Annotated in this window: 12 protein-coding genes and 2 rRNA genes; 1 reads left to right on the top strand and 13 read right to left on the bottom strand. The window is 66.8% G+C overall.

What is annotated here, in order from left to right; all coding sequences use genetic code 11:
- Positions 1-197 precede the first annotated feature (197 nt).
- The 5 genes from xerD to steA all read right to left on the bottom strand — a co-directional run bounded on the left by xerD (position 198) and on the right by steA (position 5,901).
- Complete coding sequence (gene xerD / locus ACFW6D_RS15285) at positions 198-1,130, bottom strand: site-specific tyrosine recombinase XerD (protein ID WP_379328526.1); 933 nt, start codon at positions 1,128-1,130, stop codon at positions 198-200.
- 38 nt (positions 1,131-1,168) lie between these two features.
- Entirely contained in the window at positions 1,169-1,828 is a 660-nt protein-coding gene (locus ACFW6D_RS15280) for an NUDIX domain-containing protein (RefSeq protein ID WP_379328524.1), read from the bottom strand.
- A gap of 10 nt (positions 1,829-1,838) precedes the next feature.
- Entirely contained in the window at positions 1,839-3,560 is a 1,722-nt protein-coding gene (locus ACFW6D_RS15275) for a CTP synthase (protein ID WP_379328522.1), read from the bottom strand.
- A gap of 203 nt (positions 3,561-3,763) precedes the next feature.
- Positions 3,764-4,705 (bottom strand): copper transporter, encoded by a 942-nt coding sequence (locus tag ACFW6D_RS15270; protein ID WP_379328520.1) that lies wholly within the window; start codon positions 4,703-4,705, stop codon positions 3,764-3,766.
- Positions 4,702-5,901, bottom strand: a complete 1,200-nt coding sequence (gene steA / locus ACFW6D_RS15265; RefSeq protein ID WP_379328518.1) for a putative cytokinetic ring protein SteA — start codon at positions 5,899-5,901, stop codon at positions 4,702-4,704. Before steA ends, ACFW6D_RS15270 begins: the two co-directional genes overlap by 4 nt.
- Positions 5,902-6,016: 115 nt before the next feature.
- Here steA and ACFW6D_RS15260 point away from each other — a divergent pair, with 115 nt between their 5' ends.
- Positions 6,017-6,436 carry an SRPBCC family protein gene (locus ACFW6D_RS15260; protein WP_379328516.1) on the top strand — a complete coding sequence of 140 codons (420 nt, stop codon included), beginning with the start codon at positions 6,017-6,019 and terminating at the stop codon, positions 6,434-6,436.
- A 47-nt stretch (positions 6,437-6,483) separates the two neighbouring features.
- Here ACFW6D_RS15260 and recN read toward each other — a convergent pair whose 3' ends face one another.
- From recN to ACFW6D_RS15220, 8 genes are all read right to left on the bottom strand, one after another.
- Positions 6,484-8,253, bottom strand: a complete 1,770-nt coding sequence (recN, locus tag ACFW6D_RS15255) for a DNA repair protein RecN (protein ID WP_379328514.1) — start codon at positions 8,251-8,253, stop codon at positions 6,484-6,486.
- Positions 8,253-9,182 (bottom strand): NAD kinase, encoded by a 930-nt coding sequence (locus ACFW6D_RS15250; protein ID WP_379328512.1) that lies wholly within the window; start codon positions 9,180-9,182, stop codon positions 8,253-8,255. Before ACFW6D_RS15250 ends, recN begins: the two co-directional genes overlap by 1 nt.
- Positions 9,179-10,000 (bottom strand): TlyA family RNA methyltransferase, encoded by an 822-nt coding sequence (locus ACFW6D_RS15245; RefSeq protein WP_379328510.1) that lies wholly within the window; start codon positions 9,998-10,000, stop codon positions 9,179-9,181. The genes ACFW6D_RS15250 and ACFW6D_RS15245 overlap by 4 nt, the downstream gene beginning before the upstream one ends.
- A 1-nt stretch (position 10,001) precedes the next feature.
- Entirely contained in the window at positions 10,002-10,286 is a 285-nt protein-coding gene (locus ACFW6D_RS15240; RefSeq protein WP_379328508.1) for a hypothetical protein, read from the bottom strand.
- 13 nt (positions 10,287-10,299) lie between these two features.
- Positions 10,300-11,193 (bottom strand): HAD-IIA family hydrolase, encoded by an 894-nt coding sequence (locus ACFW6D_RS15235; protein ID WP_379328506.1) that lies wholly within the window; start codon positions 11,191-11,193, stop codon positions 10,300-10,302.
- A 248-nt stretch (positions 11,194-11,441) separates the two neighbouring features.
- Entirely contained in the window at positions 11,442-12,554 is a 1,113-nt protein-coding gene (locus ACFW6D_RS15230) for a hypothetical protein (RefSeq protein WP_379328765.1), read from the bottom strand.
- Between the two features lie 2,183 nt (positions 12,555-14,737).
- Positions 14,738-14,854 (bottom strand): 5S ribosomal RNA (rrf, locus tag ACFW6D_RS15225).
- A 131-nt stretch (positions 14,855-14,985) separates the two neighbouring features.
- Positions 14,986-16,013: ribosomal RNA gene (locus tag ACFW6D_RS15220) — 23S ribosomal RNA — on the bottom strand; the annotation flags it as partial.

The raw sequence follows: 16,013 nt of genomic DNA, 5'->3' as shown, positions 1-16,013 counted from the left end.
CTGTCGTCACGATCCGCTGCTCCTTATACGTTTTCCTTGCCGGTAACCCCTGTCGAGGGTAGCGAGGCCGATCCGGGACCGGCTCGCTTTCGTTCGGTCCAGCTCTGGGTAGACGCTACCGCTCGGACCGGTGAGGTACGGCATGGCAACGCCGGGCGTGTTCGCACGATACCTGCTCCGCGCACATCGATGACGGGTCATGTCGCACGGGGATGGGCGCCTGCCCACACTTCGCGCAGCGTGCTCACGGTCACGAGGGTGTAGATCTGGGTCGTGGTCACCGAGGCGTGGCCGAGCAGTTCCTGCACCACGCGCACGTCGGCGCCACCGTCGAGCAGGTGGGTGGCGAAGGAGTGACGCAGGGTGTGCGGCGAGACCGTGGCCCCGATTCCGGCCCGTTCGGCGGCGGTCTGCAAGACCTGCCAGGCGCTCTGCCGGGACAGCCTGCCACCGCGAGCATTGAGGAAAAGCGCTCCGCCGGAACCCTTTCCGCTCGCGGCTAGAGTGGGCCGACCGCGCACGAGATACGCGTCGACGGCGGCGAGGGCCGGGCGGCCGATCGGGACGAGACGCTGTTTCCCGCCCTTGCCGTGCAGCACCACACAGCGTTGTTCGGTGTCGATGTCGTCGACGTCGAGTCCGACCATTTCCGAAATGCGCGCGCCCGTGGAATAGAGCAGCTCCAGCAGTGCCCGATCACGAAGCCCGCGCGGTCCACCGTCGGAACCGTCCGGTTCGCCGCCCGCCGATTCGAGCAATCGCAGAACCTGGTCGTAGGGCAGCGCTTTGGGCAACCGGCGACCCGGCGCGGGTGGTTTGACCGCATGCGCCACATCGGTGTCGGTGATGCCTTCGGCGGCGGCGAACCGGTGCAGCCCGCGCACCGCGATCAACGCCCGCGCCACCGAACCGGCCGCCAGCGCAGGATGATCGGCGCCACCGGAACGCAACGCCATCGTGAATTCGGCGACGTCACCCTGGGCCACCGCGCGCAAACTCTCCACGCCTCGACCGGCGAGGAAGTTCCGGTAGCGGGCCAGGTCGCGGCGGTAGGCGCCGAGGGTGTTACGCGCGGCTCCGCGCTCGACCGTCAGGTGGTCGAGGTAGGCGTCGATCTCCCGCTCGAGCACGCGCCCCGCCTAGTCCCCGCCGACTGTCGCGGTGCTGTTCACGCTTCGCTACCGGGCTTCGCCTGCGCCTCGGCGGCTTTGCGGCGCAGGAACTTCGTCGGCTGACCGAGCCACGGCGCATCCGGAGACCGCAGCCCTACCCCGCTCGCCCGCGCGGCGGCATAGGCGAGCACCCCGGCGACCGCGGTCGCGTTCACGATCTCCCCCGCCAACGCGGCGCGCACCGCCTCGTCGAGGGGCATCCGCACCAGTTCCAGATCGGCTTCCTCGTGCTCGGGATCGGGCCGGTCGGTGCTGCTCAGACCGGTCGCGAAGAACACCCGCAGCGCCTCGTCGGTGAACCCCGGCGACAACGCCACATCCACCAGCACCGACCACTGCGCGGCGGCGAGGCCCGTCTCCTCGGCCAGCTCACGCTTGGCCGCGGTGAGCGGGTCCTCACCGTCGATATCGAGCAACCCGGCGGGCAGCTCCAGCAACCGGGTACCGATCGGATGCCGGTACTGCCGGATCAACACGACATTGCCGTCGTCATCGAGCGCGAGCACCGCCACCGCACCGTGATGCTCGATGACCTCACGCTCGGCGACCCGCCCGTCCGGCATCCTGACCTGATCCTGACGCAGGGCCAGGATCGCGCCGCTGTAGAGCACCCGGCTCGACACCGTCTCGAAGTCGTGACTACCGGGCTCGCTCATATGCCTCTTCCTAGAGTTCCGCGGCCTGCTCAGCCAGCTCTTCCTCCGGGAAGTCTACGGGAAGGCGTTCGGCCAGTTTATATTTCAACGCCGCGTTGATCAGCGCCGCGAACAGCGGATGCGGCCGCGTCGGACGGCTCTTGAGCTCCGGGTGCGCCTGGGTGGCGACGAAGAACGGATGCACCGAAGCCGGGTACTCGACGAACTCCACCAGATGCCCGTCGGGCGAGGTGCCCGAGAACACCAGGCCGCTCTTGGCGATGGCGTCGCGGTAGGAGTTGTTCACCTCGAACCGGTGCCGGTGCCGCTCGGAGACGTTCTCGGTGCCGTACGCCTGCGCGACGACCGAGCCCTTCTTCAGCGTGGCCGGGTAGGCGCCCAGGCGCATGGTGCCGCCCAGATCGGCTTCACCGGCGACGACGTCTTCCTGATCGGCCATGGTCGAGATGACCGGGTTCTTGGTGTCGGGCTCGAATTCCGCGGAGTTCGCGTCGGCGATACCGACCGAACGGGCCGCCTCGATGACCACACACTGCAGACCCAGACACAGACCCAGCAGCGGGATACCCCGGTGCCGGGCGTAACCGATCGCGCCGAGCTTGCCCTCGATACCGCGAATACCGAACCCACCGGGGATCAGCACGGCGTCGACATCACGCAACGCCGCCTGCGCGCCCGCCTCGGTCTCGCACTCGTCCGAGGGCACCCAGCGGATGTTCACCTTGGCGCGATGCGCGAAACCGCCCGCACGCAGCGCCTCGGTCACCGACAGATAGGCATCGGGCAGATCGACGTACTTGCCGACCAGCGCCACCTCGACGGTCTCGCGCGGGGAATGCACGCGATCGAGCAGATCGCCCCACACCTTCCAGTCCACATCGCGGAACGGCAACCCGAGCTTGCGCACCACATAGGCGTCGAGGCCCTCGCTGTGCAGCACCTTCGGGATGTCGTAGATCGACGGCGCGTCGGGGGTGGAAATGCACGCCTCGACGTCGACGTCACACATCAGCGCGATCTTGTTCTTGAGACCCTGCGGCACCTCACGGTCACACCGCAGGATCAGCGCGTCGGGCTGGATACCGATATTGCGCAACGCCGCCACCGAATGCTGCGTCGGCTTGGTCTTGAGCTCACCCGAAGGCGCCAGATACGGCACCAGCGACACGTGCAGGAAGAACACGTTGTCGCGACCCACATCGTGACGAATCTGGCGCGCCGCCTCGAGGAACGGCTGCGACTCGATGTCACCGACGGTGCCACCGATCTCGGTGATCACCACATCCGGCACATGCCCCTCGAGATCGGGACCCTGCATCGCGAGGATGCGGTTCTTGATCTCGTCGGTGATATGCGGGATGACCTGCACCGTATCGCCCAGATACTCGCCACGACGCTCCTTGGCGATCACCGTCGAATAGATCTGACCGGTGGTCACGTTCGCGTCCATGGTGAGATCGCGATCGAGGAAACGCTCGTAATGACCCACGTCCAGGTCGGTCTCGGCGCCGTCCTCGGTGACGAACACCTCGCCGTGCTGGAACGGGTTCATGGTGCCTGGATCGACATTGAGATACGGGTCGAGCTTCTGCATCGTCACCCGCATGCCGCGCGCGGTCAGGAGCTGACCGAGGCTGGAGGCGGTGAGACCCTTACCCAATGAGGAGGCGACGCCACCGCTCACGAAGATGTGCTTGGTGGCACTTTTAGCCTGATTCCGTTGATGACCCACGGACCACCACAGTACCGCTAGTCCGCCTCTCCGCGTATTTTGCCGGTCGTTAGCGGGCGGCGTGTTGAGCTCGCGGACCGGCGGAACGACGGTGAGAGGCTTCTGGGCGTGCCCGGCGAGTTACCCATGTCCTCGCGAAATCAGTCGTTGCGTTATGAACGCGAGGCGCGAAATCTTGCGTTGGGGAGTGGTGAGGTTCTCACTCAGCGGGGCATTGCTACGAGGGTCAGTGACGTTGCTGTTGGGCCTGTTCCGTAGCGGCCTGCGACGCCTGTGAGCTGTTCTGTCAAAGCGAGTGTTGTTGTTACTCGGCCTATTTCGCGGTCGATGTTGTCGACTGTGGTGACTGTTGTCGCGAGGGGGGCTTGGGCTCGGACGTTGGCTATCGCGGCGTTGTCTTCGGCGGCGCCTTGGCGGCCTGCGAGGACTGTGCCTGCGGCTCTTGCTCGAAGGGCGGTGGTGAAGCGGGCGATAGTCGCGCCCTGGCCGGTGTCGGATTCGACACCGTTGCCGGTGATGACGACGGCTAGTTGCGCTGGTCTCGTCGGGGGGTCGGTGTAGGTGAGGAAGTTGCCGCCTCGGAGGGTTTCGAGAATGAGGGACAGTTCCTCGGGGGTGCTGCGGGGGTGGTTGGTTGTGGGGTCTTGGAGTAGGGCGAGGCCGAGGAGGTCGCCTGCGAGGCTGCCCTGGTCTACGGCGCCGGTGTTGAGTTGGGCGCCCGCGGGGACGATGTTGGTGAGGGTCGAGCGCATGCGGTCGCCCTCCCCCGCGTCTACGAAGGAGTCGGTGAGGGCGACGCGGCCGGTCACGGTGGCGCCTGCCGTGCGCAGGGAGTTGGTGACGCCGTCGATGTCGCCGGGGTCGGCGTCGGGGGTGGTGAGGACGACGACGGTGCGGTCGGCCAGGGTGCCGTTCAGGATGCGGGGGGCCGCGCCTGCGATGAACTGGTCAGCGGCGTCGAGACGGGCGGTGAGTTGGGCGTTCTGCGCCGACAGCTCGTCTACCTGGGTGTTCAGGTCGGATTTATCCGAGCGCAGGCCTGAGATCATGTCACCCGCGAGGGTGTGCGAACCAAGGACCACCCCGATCGCCAGCGCGAGGAAGATCGCCGCGATCGAGATGGCGTGTTGACGCAACGAGATCACAGCAGACCACGCACCCACAGGACGAAGCTGTTCCAGTATTCGATCGCCCAGTCCAGCACCTCGGAACCGTTGCGCGAGGCCAGGATCACCACCACGATCGCCACCAGCGCGGCCAGCACCACCAGCGCCACCGCGGCGCCCACGGAACGATGCCGGTACAGGGTCGACACCGCGTTCGCGTCGACCAGTTTCGAACCGACCTTCAACCGGGTCAGGAACGTGGCCGGATTGCTGTCGCGACGGCCACGGTCGAAGAAATCCTCGAGCGAGGCGTGCGCGCCTGCCAGCACGATCAGGGACGCGCCGTGATGGTCGGCCAACATCAACGCGAGATCGGTCGGCGAACCCGAAGACGGGAAGGTGGTGGCGCCGATCCCGAGATCCTGGATGCGCTCCAGTCCGTTGGCGTGACCGTCGGTGTCGGCGGGCAGGATCATCTCCGCACCGGATTTCAAGGTCTCCGTGCTGATCTCGTCGGGATCGCCGACGATCAGATCAGGCGTGTACTTGAGCTTGCGCAAGGTGTCGGCACCGCTGCCGACACCGATCAGAATCGGCGCGTACTCCTTGATGAACGGCTTGAGCCGCTGCAATTCCTCGAGATGGCCCGAGCCGTCGGCGATCACGACCACGTGCCGGTCGCGCAGGTCCAACTCGATATCGGGCACGCCGACACCGTCGATCAACAGCGCGCTCTCGGTGCGCACGAATTCGGTGGTGTTGCCCGCGAAGGCGTCGAGGTGGTCGGCAAGACCGTTGCGCGCCTCGATCATCCGATCGGCGATGGTCGCCTCGTCGAACTCGATGCCCTCGACCAGGACCTCGGGTTCCTTCTTGGTCAGCTTGTCGGCGTAGACGATGCCGCCGTCGATGCGCACCTTGGCGCCGTCCTTGATCTTGCCGAACGCGTCGGAGGACACGGTGTCCATCAGCACGATCCCGTTGGCCACCAGCACTTCCGGGCCGAGATTGGGATATCGGCCGGAAATCGACGGTGAGGTGTTGATCACCGCAAGCACCCCGGCCTCGACGAGTCGGTCGGCGGTGTGGCGGTCGAGATCGGTCGCGTCGAGGACAGCGACATCCCCTGGACCCACCCGCCGCAGCAATCGTCCGGTATCGCGATCCACCCGGGCGATCCCGGCGACACCGGGCAGCGTTTCCGTGTTCCGTGACAACAGCGCCGGCATCTTCATGAGGCCGATGATGAAGCCAAACCCTCAACCTTTGGTGGAGGCGCGCCGGTCGGAGCCCGGCGCACCACTACCCGTATGCTCCGGGTCACAGACATTTCGGACAGGAGACACATTCATGCCACGCAGCACCGTCGAGACGGTTTTCGACGCACCTCGCGACATTGTCTACCGCCTCTTCACCGAGCGTGAGAGCGTCAGCCCGTACCTGCCGATCCAGGTCAAGCTCGTCAAGGCAGGCGACCCGGCCACCGGCGTCGGCGCCCAGCACCTGCTCGGTTTCGGCAAGGTCGGCGTCACCGAGGAGATCACCGCGCTGGTCCCCGGTGAGCGGATGGAGTACAAGATCGTCAAGGGTGCCCCGGTCAAGCGCCACGTCGGCACGATCGACTTCACCGACACCGCCGAGGGCGGCACCCGCGTGGTGTACACGATGGAGTCCCAGCCGTCGCTGCCCGTGCCCGCCCCGGTCCTGGAGTTCGGTCTCCGTCAGCTGACCAACCAGCTCCTCGGCGGCGTGCGTAAAGCCCTGCGCTGATCGAAGCCGACGTCGCCTGCCGTTGCGGTAGGCGACGTCGCTGCTTTTCAGGCAGGTAATCGCTCGGCGCGAGCGGTTTCGAGAAGTTCTTCCGCGTGGGCGCGGCCGGTCTCGGTGTCGTCGAGGCCGGCGAGCATGCGGGCCAGTTCCACTACGCGTTCCTCGTCGGTCAGCGTGCGAACTCCGCTGTCCACCTTGCCTTTTCCGTCATCGGACTTGTTCACCACCAGGTGGGTGTCGGCGAAGGCCGCCACCTGGGGCAGGTGGGTGACGACGATGACCTGGTGGGTGCGGGCCAGGCGCGCGAGGCGCTTGCCGATCTCCACCGCGGCCCGGCCGCCGACGCCCGCGTCGACCTCGTCGAACACCATGGTCGCGCCGTGATCGGAACCCGCGAGCACCACTTCCAGGGCCAGCATCACCCGCGAGAGTTCACCGCCGGAAGCGCTCTTGCTCAGCGGCAGCGACTGCGCGCCGGAATGGGCGGAGAGCCGGAATTCCACTTCGTCGCAGCCGTTGGACCCGGCGTGCAGCAGCACACCGTCGACGTCGAGCGGCGCCGAATCCTGGGGGCTCGCCTGCATCGGGCGAACCTGGACTTCCAGGCGCGCCTTGCCCATCGCCAGCCCGCCGAGTTCGGTGCTCACCGCGCTCGCCAGCTTGCCCGCCGACTTGGCGCGGGCGGCACTGAGCTTGCGGGCCGCCTCACGCACCTTGCCCGCGGCCGTCTCGACCTCACCGGCCAGTTTGGCCAGCGCGTCTTCGGACACATCGAGGGAGTCCAAACGCGAACGCGACTCGTCGGCCCAAGCGATCACACCGTCGATATCGGGTGCGTATTTGCGGGTCAGCGATTTGAGTTCGGCCTGACGGGTGAGCATCGAGTCCAGTGAGCTGGGATCGGACGGCAACTCCGACAGATAACTGCTGAGTTCGGTGGCGGCGTCGACGACGACCGCGATCGCCTCGCCCAGACGTGGTGCCAGCGCGGCCAGCGCCGGGTCGTCAGCGGAATCCAGGCGGGCACGGGCAACGCCGAGCAGGTCGAGCACACCACCACCGTCAGCCGGTGCGTCACTCGGTCCCGACAGTGACTCGTGCGCGGCGACAGCCGCCTCACGCAGCGAATCGAGGTCGCTGAGCCTGCGGATCTCGGCGACCAGGCGGGTGTCCTCACCGGGTTCGGGCGCGATCTCGTCGATTTCGCCGAGCGAATGCTTGAGCCGGTCGGCTTCGAGTGCCAATTCCCTGCTGCGCGCGGTGCGTTCGAGCAATTCGGTGCGCGCGTCCAGCCAGGACCGGCGGTGCACCTGGTACTTGCGCAGCAGTCCGGCGACGCCGTCACCGGCGAACTGGTCGAGCGCCGACAGTTGCTGTTCGGGCCGCTGCAACCGCAACTGGTCGTTCTGACCGTGCACGGTCAACAACCGGGAGGTGAACTCACCGAGCACCGCGGCGGGCACCCCGCGCCCACCCAGATGCGCGCGCGACCGTCCGTCGCTGTTGACGGTGCGGACCGCGATCACACTGCCGTCCTCGTCGGCCTCGGCACCCGCCGATTCCAGCACCTCCCCGACCGCAGCGCGCGCGGCATCGTTCACGTCGTCGACGACGAAACGGCCCTCCACCACGGCTTTCGCCGCGCCGAGGCGTACCCGTCCCGCGTCGGCGCGCGCACCGCTGAGCAGGTGCAAGCTGGTGACAACCATGGTCTTGCCCGCACCGGTCTCACCGGTGAGCACGGTCAGACCGGCATGGAACTGCGCGGTGGCCGTCGAGATGACACCGAGTCCGTCAATCCTGATCTCTGTCAGCATCAGTGCTCTTCCGTTCGCTGTCTGCCCCGCCAGCCGGTGACCGGCAGCTGGAACTTGCGCACCATCCGGTCGGCGAAGGGCGCGGAATCGAGCCGCACCCACCGGACCGGACGTTCGCCGCGCACTACTTCGGCGCGGCCGCCACGCGGCAACGCGAGGGTGCGTCGGCCGTCGAGGAAAACGATCGCGTCGTGCCCGGTCGCCACGGTTTCCACCGCGATCCGCGAATCCGGACTTGTCACCAGTGGCCGCGCGAACAACGCGTGGGCGTTGCTCGGGATCACCAGCATCGCCTCGACTTCCGGCCAGACCACTGGACCACCGGCCGAGAACGCGTAGGCGGTCGACCCGGTAGGAGTGGAAATGAGGATGCCGTCGCAGCCGAACGCCGAGACCGGCCGTCCGTCCACTTCGAGGACAACTTCCAGCACACCCATCCGCTGGGCGTTCTCGAGACTGGCCTCGTTGAGCGCCCAGCCGCGTTCGACGATCGTGTCGTCGACGCGCACGGTGACGTCGATGGTCATCCGGTTTTCGACCTGATAGTCACGGTCGACCACCTGCGAGAGTGCCTCGTCGAGGTTCTCGGCCTCGGCTTCGGTGAGAAAACCGATGCGGCCCAGGTTGATTCCGAGCACCGGCACCCCGGCGGGCCTGCCGAGTTCGGCCGCGCGCAAGAACGTGCCGTCACCACCGAGGGCGAGCACCATCTCACAGCCCTGCGCCGCGGACGGGCTGTGCGGCACCACCCGCACCGGATACCCGGCTTCGTCCTCGAACCGGGTGCTGTCGGCCTCGTCGGCGAGTACCCGCAGGCAGATACCCGCTTCGGCGAAGATCTTCGCCACCCGGTGCGCGGTCTCGATGATCTCCGCGCGACCGGGATGGGCGACGAGCAGGATCTCCCTGCCGCCGACATGCGTACTCACTGCGGACCCTCCTCGACAGCCTTCGCGACCAGCGCCCGCACCTGTTCGGCGTCGTAGTCGAACGGGCCGACCTTGCGCAGCCACAGGAAATACTCGACATTGCCCGACGGACCAGGCAACGGACTGGCGACCACACCGAGCGTGCGAAGCCCGAGCGCGGCGGCCGCGGTCGCGACGTCACACACCACTTCGATGCGCAGCGCCGGATCGCGCACCACCCCGCCCGAACCGACCCGGTCCTTACCGACCTCGAACTGCGGCTTCACCATCGGCAGCAGATCGGCGCCCTCGGCAGCACAGGCCGCCAGGGCGGGCAGGACGAGCGCGAGCGAGATGAACGACAGGTCACCGACAACGACTTCGACTGTGCCGCTGATGGATTCGGGGGTGATGTTGCGCACGTTGGTGCGATCGAACACCGTCACCCGGTCGTCGTTCTGCAGTCGCCAGATCAGCTGGCCGTAGCCGACGTCGACCGCGACCACCTCGCTGGCGCCCTTGTTGAGCAGCACATCGGTGAACCCGCCGGTCGACGCGCCCGCGTCCAGACACCGCTTTCCCGCGATGCTGACACCTTCGGGCTCGAACGCCTCGAGCGCGCCGAGCAGTTTGTGCGCACCACGCGATGCCCACGACACCTCGTCGGGTTCCTCCCGCACGATCAGCGGGGTCCCCGTCTCCACGGCCGTGGCCGGTTTCACGGCGACGGTGCCGGCAATCAGGACGCGGCCCGCGCTGATCAGTTCGACCGCATGTTCTCGCGATCGCGCCAATCCGCGGCGAACCAGTTCGGCGTCCACACGCGCTCGTCTGGCCACCTCAGATCTTGTCCACGGTCGCCAGCGCGTCGACCAGTACGTCGTGCGCCTGCTCGAGGATGCGCGCACGGCGGGTGATGTCGGCGCCGGTCTCGGTGTTCTCCGCCGGGCTCGCCGCGGCGCGCGGGCCGAGTTCGGCGAGCAGTGCGTCGACGTCGGCCTTGATCCGGTTCGGATCGGCCGGTTCCTGATGCGCCGGGGCACCGGGCAGGTGAGCGCCCGGCACGGGAATCCCGGGCCGGGGAGGCTGTGACGCGCCGTTCGGCGGTGAACTCGCTGTACTCATCGTGGCGTCAACGCTATCGGATTTCCGAATCGGCTGCGCGCACCCGTACCGCCCGGCCGGGATGCTGTCGCAACAGTTCCGCGATGTCTGCTGGTGCGGCCGCTTCCACCGGTGCGGCGTTGTTGAGTGCGTCGAGGGTGGCGGCGATGTAGGTGGGGATCCTGGCGGCGGACGCGCCGAGCGCCTCGTCCAGGGTGCTGACTCCGGTCAGCACCAGCAGCGAGTCGAGGCCGAGGCCGTTGGCGCCTTCGATATCGGTGTCGAGGCGGTCGCCCACCACCAGCGCGCGGCGGGTGCCAGCGCGCTCGATCGCGTCTTCCATCAGCGGCGCGAACGGCTTGCCCGCCACGAGGGGTTCGCGATCGGAGGCGGTGGCCAGGGCTGCGACCATCGAACCGTTGCCGGGGGCGAGGCCGCGCTCGTTGGGCAGGGTGCGGTCGGCATTGGCGGCGATCCACAGCGCGCCCGCGCGCAAGGCGTAGGCGGCTTCGGCGAGGTCGGGCCACGCGGTCGTCGGCGAATGGCCCTGCACGACGGCTGCCGGTGCGGTGTCACCGAACCGGCGGATGGGCTCGAGGCCGACGGCCTTCACCTCGGCGGCCAGATCGTCGGTACCGACGACGAGCACTCGGTCACCGGGGCTCAGACGTTCGGAGAGCATGCGGGCCGCGGCTTGGGCACTGGTCACCACGTCGTCGGCGGTGGCCGGGTAGCCGAGTTCATCCAGGTGGTGTGCCACGGAACCGGGACCACGGGCGGCGTTGTTGGTGACGTAGACCAGCCGTTGCGCCGAATCACCGTCCGGGGCAAGCGCTTCGGGCGCACCCGCGATCACGTCGGGTCCGCGGTACAGCGTTCCGTCCAGGTCGAGCAGCAAAGCGTCGTATTGATCGCGCAGCCGGTTCATCCACCCTCACTCCGTCGTCACTGCCGGGTCGAACACATCCGCGACCCTAGGCGAAGGCACCGACAGCTTCGGCTCTCCTCGGCTGTCGAATAGCGCTCGCACCCTTCATGATCGGGTATGCGGGCCGTGTTCGGGCGCAGTGTGCCCGGTTCCACGTCGGCCACCGGCATTTTCCGGGACACTGCGGACATGCAAAAGGCCGCAGGCTGGGAACCCTTCGAAGTTCCCTGCCTGCGGCCTGTGCTGTTCTACTGTGCGTCGCCGGTGAGTTCGGTTGCCCGCTCCTCGGCGTCGGTTTCGTCATCGAGGTCGGCGGCGGCGGCGTTGAGGAACCACTGCAGGCCCTCGTCGGTCCGGCCTGCCGCGACCAGCGCGTCGGCGTAGGCGTAGAACAGGCGCGCCGCGGCGGAACCGGTGCGCGACGGGTCCAGATCGGAGGCCTGCAGCGTCACCACGGCCTGGTCGAACTGACCCAGGTCCATGCGGGCGCCCGCGACGACCATTCGCAGCTCGGCGGCTTCGTCGCCGGTGAGCGTCTGCGCCTCCTCGCTGCGACCGAGCTCGATGGCCCGTTCCGGCCTGCCGAGACCGCGCTCGCAGTCCGCCATCACCGCGAGCAGCCCGGCACCACCCGACATGCGTCGTGCGGTCCGCAGCTCCGACAGCGCCTCGGCCCACTCCTCGGCGTGGTAGGCCACGACACCGGCGGTTTCCCGCACCACCGCGATACGGCCCGCACGCTGCCGTGCGGCCCGGGCGTGGGCCAGCGCCAGTCGCGGGTCGTCATCGAGCAGCTCGACGGCCATCACCATGTGCCGGGCCACCGAATCGGCGTTGTTCTTGTCCAGGCTCAGCAGATCGCGGCGCACCGCCGGATCCAGATCGGAAGCCACCACGTCCTCGGGCAGATCGGGTTCTTCGGGACGAGCCGCCCGACGATCATCCGGCCGCCCGCCAGCCGCACGGGCACCTTCACCACCACGACGACGATCGTCGCCGCCGCTGAAGCCACTCGTCCGGGCCGCGCCGGATTCCGAGCCACCACGCGAGCGGTCGTCACGATCCGAACGAACACCGCGATCCGCGAATCCACGCCGCTCGCCGCGATCGTCGCCGCGCGCGCGATCATCACGATCGTCACTACGCGGGCGTTCGCCGCGATCCGAACCACCGGACCGGTCGTCGCGATCCGAACCACGCGAACGGTCGTCACGATCAGACTCACTACGCGCACGGTCGTCACGATCCGAGCCGCGCGAACGGTCGTCGCGATCCGCTTCACTACGCGCACGGTCGTCACGCGAAGGCTCGTCGCCGGCCGAAAGACGCGACGGCTCATCACGATCCGAAGCGTCGGTCAAACGCTCGTCCAGATCCGCCGCACGCGGGGCCTCGTCGCGATCCGCGGTACGAGACCCGTTATCGAGATCGGCCGCACGCGGGCGCTCGTCACGATCCGCAGTGCGAGTCCGGTCGTCGAGAGCCGAGTCGTCGTTATCGGACTCATCGCGATCCGTGCCACGCGAACGGTCGTCCGCGGCATCGCTGACACCAGTGGACGTAGCTTCCGCGGTCCGGTCGCCGTCTGCTACCCGAGCCGCACTCGGCTCCGAGCGCTCGGTGGCAGCGCCGTCGGACTGCTCAGTGGACGCGGTCGACTTGTCGCTCGCTGCTGCGGTGTCCGATGCACCGGCCGTGGCCGTACTGTCGTCACGTTCGATGGTCGACTCCTCGACGTCGTCAGCAGCCGCGGCCGAGACGACACCGAGCACATCGCTTTCGCGCTCGGTGCGCTTCTCACGGTAGGTGCCGTTGAGCGGCTTGCCGTCCTCGCCGACGAACCGGCCCTGGCCGGCAGTACGGGCATCACGCTTGAACCCGCCGCGGTCGTCGTCACGCCTGGGCCCGCGGTCATCGTCGCGACGCTGGTAGCCGCCCTTGCCGCTGTCGTCGCGACGCGGGTAACCACCCTTGTCGTCACGCTTCTGGTAGCCGCCACGATCCGAACCACCGCGCGAACGGTCGTCACTGTCATTGCGGCGGAAGCCGCCACGATCGGAGCTGCCACCACGGTCACTGCCGCGATCGGAGCTGCCACGCGAACGGTCGTCGCCTTCGTTACGACGGAACCCGCCACCCGAACCGCCACGGGGACGGTCGTCGTTGTTGCCACGGTATCCGCCCGACGAACGGTCGTTGCCGCCGTCATTACGCTTGAATCCACCGCGATCGCTCGAACCGCCACGACCGGCGTCATCGCGCCGCTGGTAGCCACCACGGTCGCCACTGTCGCTACGCTTGAATCCGCCGCGATCGTTGTCGTCACGCTTCTGGTAGCCGCCACGATCATTGTCGTCACGACGCTGGTAACCGCCGCGATCGTTGTCATCGCGCTTCTGGTAACCGCCGCGACCTGCGTCGTCGCGCTTGGGGTAGCCACTCTTGTTGTCGTCGCGACGCTGATAGCCACCGCGATCCGACGAGCCCCCACGATCCGAGCCACCGCGAGGGCGATCGTCGTTGTTGCCGCGGTATCCACCACGGTCGCCGCCACGATCGAAACCGCCGGACGGACGGCCGCTACCGCCCTCATTGCGCTTGAACCCACCACGATCACCGGAACCACCACGGCCCGCGTCATCACGACGCTGGTAACCGCCACGGTCGCCGCTGTCGCTGCGCTTGAACCCGCCACGTTCGTTGTCGTCACGCTTCTGATAGCCGCCGCGATCATTGTCATCGCGCTTCTGGTAACCGCCGCGACCTGCGTCGTCGCGCTTGGGGTAGCCACTCTTGTTGTCGTCGCGACGCTGATAGCCGCCACGATCCGAGGAGCCACCGCGATCCGAACCGCCGCGAGGGCGATCGTCGTTTCCACGGTATCCACCACGGTCGCCGCCGCGATCGAAACCGCCGGACGAACGGTCGTTGCCGCCGTCATTACGTTTGAACCCACCGCGATCGCTCGAGCCACCACGACCGGCGTCATCGCGGCGCTGGTAGCCGCCGCGGTCGCCACTGTCGCTGCGCTTGAACCCGCCACGGTCGGAGCTTCCGCCACGATCGTCACGGTTGTATCCGCCACGCTGGCCCTCGGGACGGCCGGAACCGCGATTGTCGTCGTTGCGACGGAATCCGCCACGATCGGAGCTTCCACGATCGGAGCCACCACGACTGGCGCTGCCACGATCGGAGCTGCTCGAGCGGCCTGCGTCGTCGCGCTTGGGGTAGCCGCCACCCTCGCCGCGGCCCGCACCGCGATTGTCACCGTGTCCGCCGCGGGGGCGATCGGTCGGTTCGCCGCGCCGGCCGAAACCGGGGGCGTCTCCGTCCCGGCGGAAAGGCTTCCGTCCGTCGTTGTGTTCCGACACGGCGATCCCTCTCTAGGTTCCCCGACCCTGCGGGGAGTGTTGTCAATGGCCCCGCCACTAAGAATTCAACCACGGACGAAGGACGGGGCATCGTCCGCCTGGCGTACCGAACTCGTATCGAGTCCACAAACGCCGATAGGGGACCCAAGAAGGGTCCCCTATCGCGAAGGATGTTCCGGCAGTGTCCTACTCTCCCACACCCTGTCGAGTGCAGTACCATCGGCGCAGGTGGCCTTAGCTTCCGGGTTCGGAATGGGACCGGGCGTTTCCCCACCGCTATAACTACCGTAACTCTATGAAACTAGACAGCGCTCCCCCACCAACAAGCCCGAACCCTCACACATGAGAGTTCAAACCCCTGGTCGGGTGTGCTGCAGTGTCTGTTGTTTCAGAAACCGCACAGTGGACGCGTAACACCTTCGATAGTAAGCCCTCGGCCTATTAGTACCAGTCACCTACACCAGTTACCTGGCTTCCAATTCTGGCCTATCAACCCCATGGTCTGTAGGGGGCCTTAACCCATCAAGTGGGAGAGAAACCTCATCTTGGAACAGGCTTCCCGCTTAGATGCTTTCAGCGGTTATCCCTTCCGAACGTAGCCAACCAGCAGTGCTCCTGGCGGAACAACTGGCACACCAGAGGTTCGTCCGTCCCGGTCCTCTCGTACTAGGGACAGCCTTCCTCAAGTTTCTTACGCGCGCGGCGGATAGAGACCGAACTGTCTCACGACGTTCTAAACCCAGCTCGCGTGCCGCTTTAATGGGCGAACAGCCCAACCCTTGGGACCTACTCCAGCCCCAGGATGCGACGAGCCGACATCGAGGTGCCAAACCATCCCGTCGATATGGACTCTTGGGGAAGATCAGCCTGTTATCCCCGGGGTACCTTTTATCCGTTGAGCGACACCGCTTCCACTTGCCGGTGCCGGATCACTAGTCCCGACTTTCGTCCCTGCTCGACCTGTCAGTCTCACAGTCAAGCTCCCTTGTGCACTTGCACTCAACACCTGATTGCCAACCAGGCTGAGGGAACCTTTGGGCGCCTCCGTTACATTTTGGGAGGCAACCGCCCCAGTTAAACTACCCACCAGGCACTGTCCCTGAACCAGATCATGGTCCGAGGTTAGAAGTCCAATACGATCAGAGTGGTATTTCAACGACGACTCCACTCGAACTAGCGTCCAAGCTTCACAGTCTCCCACCTATCCTACACAAACCGTACCGAACACCAATACCAAGCTATAGTGAAGGTCCCGGGGTCTTTTCGTCCTGCCGCGCGTAACGAGCATCTTTACTCGTAATGCAATTTCGCCGAGTCTGTGGTTGAGACAGCAGAGAAGTCGTTACGCCATTCGTGCAGGTCGGAACTTACCCGACAAGGAATTTCGCTACCTTAGGATGGTTATAGTTACCACCGCCGTTTACCGGGGCTTAAATTCTCAGCTTCGCC

Origin of the sequence: Nocardia sp. NPDC058705 (assembly GCF_042749305.1) — a bacterium.
Taxonomy (GTDB): domain Bacteria; phylum Actinomycetota; class Actinomycetes; order Mycobacteriales; family Mycobacteriaceae; genus Nocardia.
The sequence above is the reverse complement of the archived record's forward strand: the minus strand, read 5'-3'. Positions and strand labels throughout refer to the sequence as shown.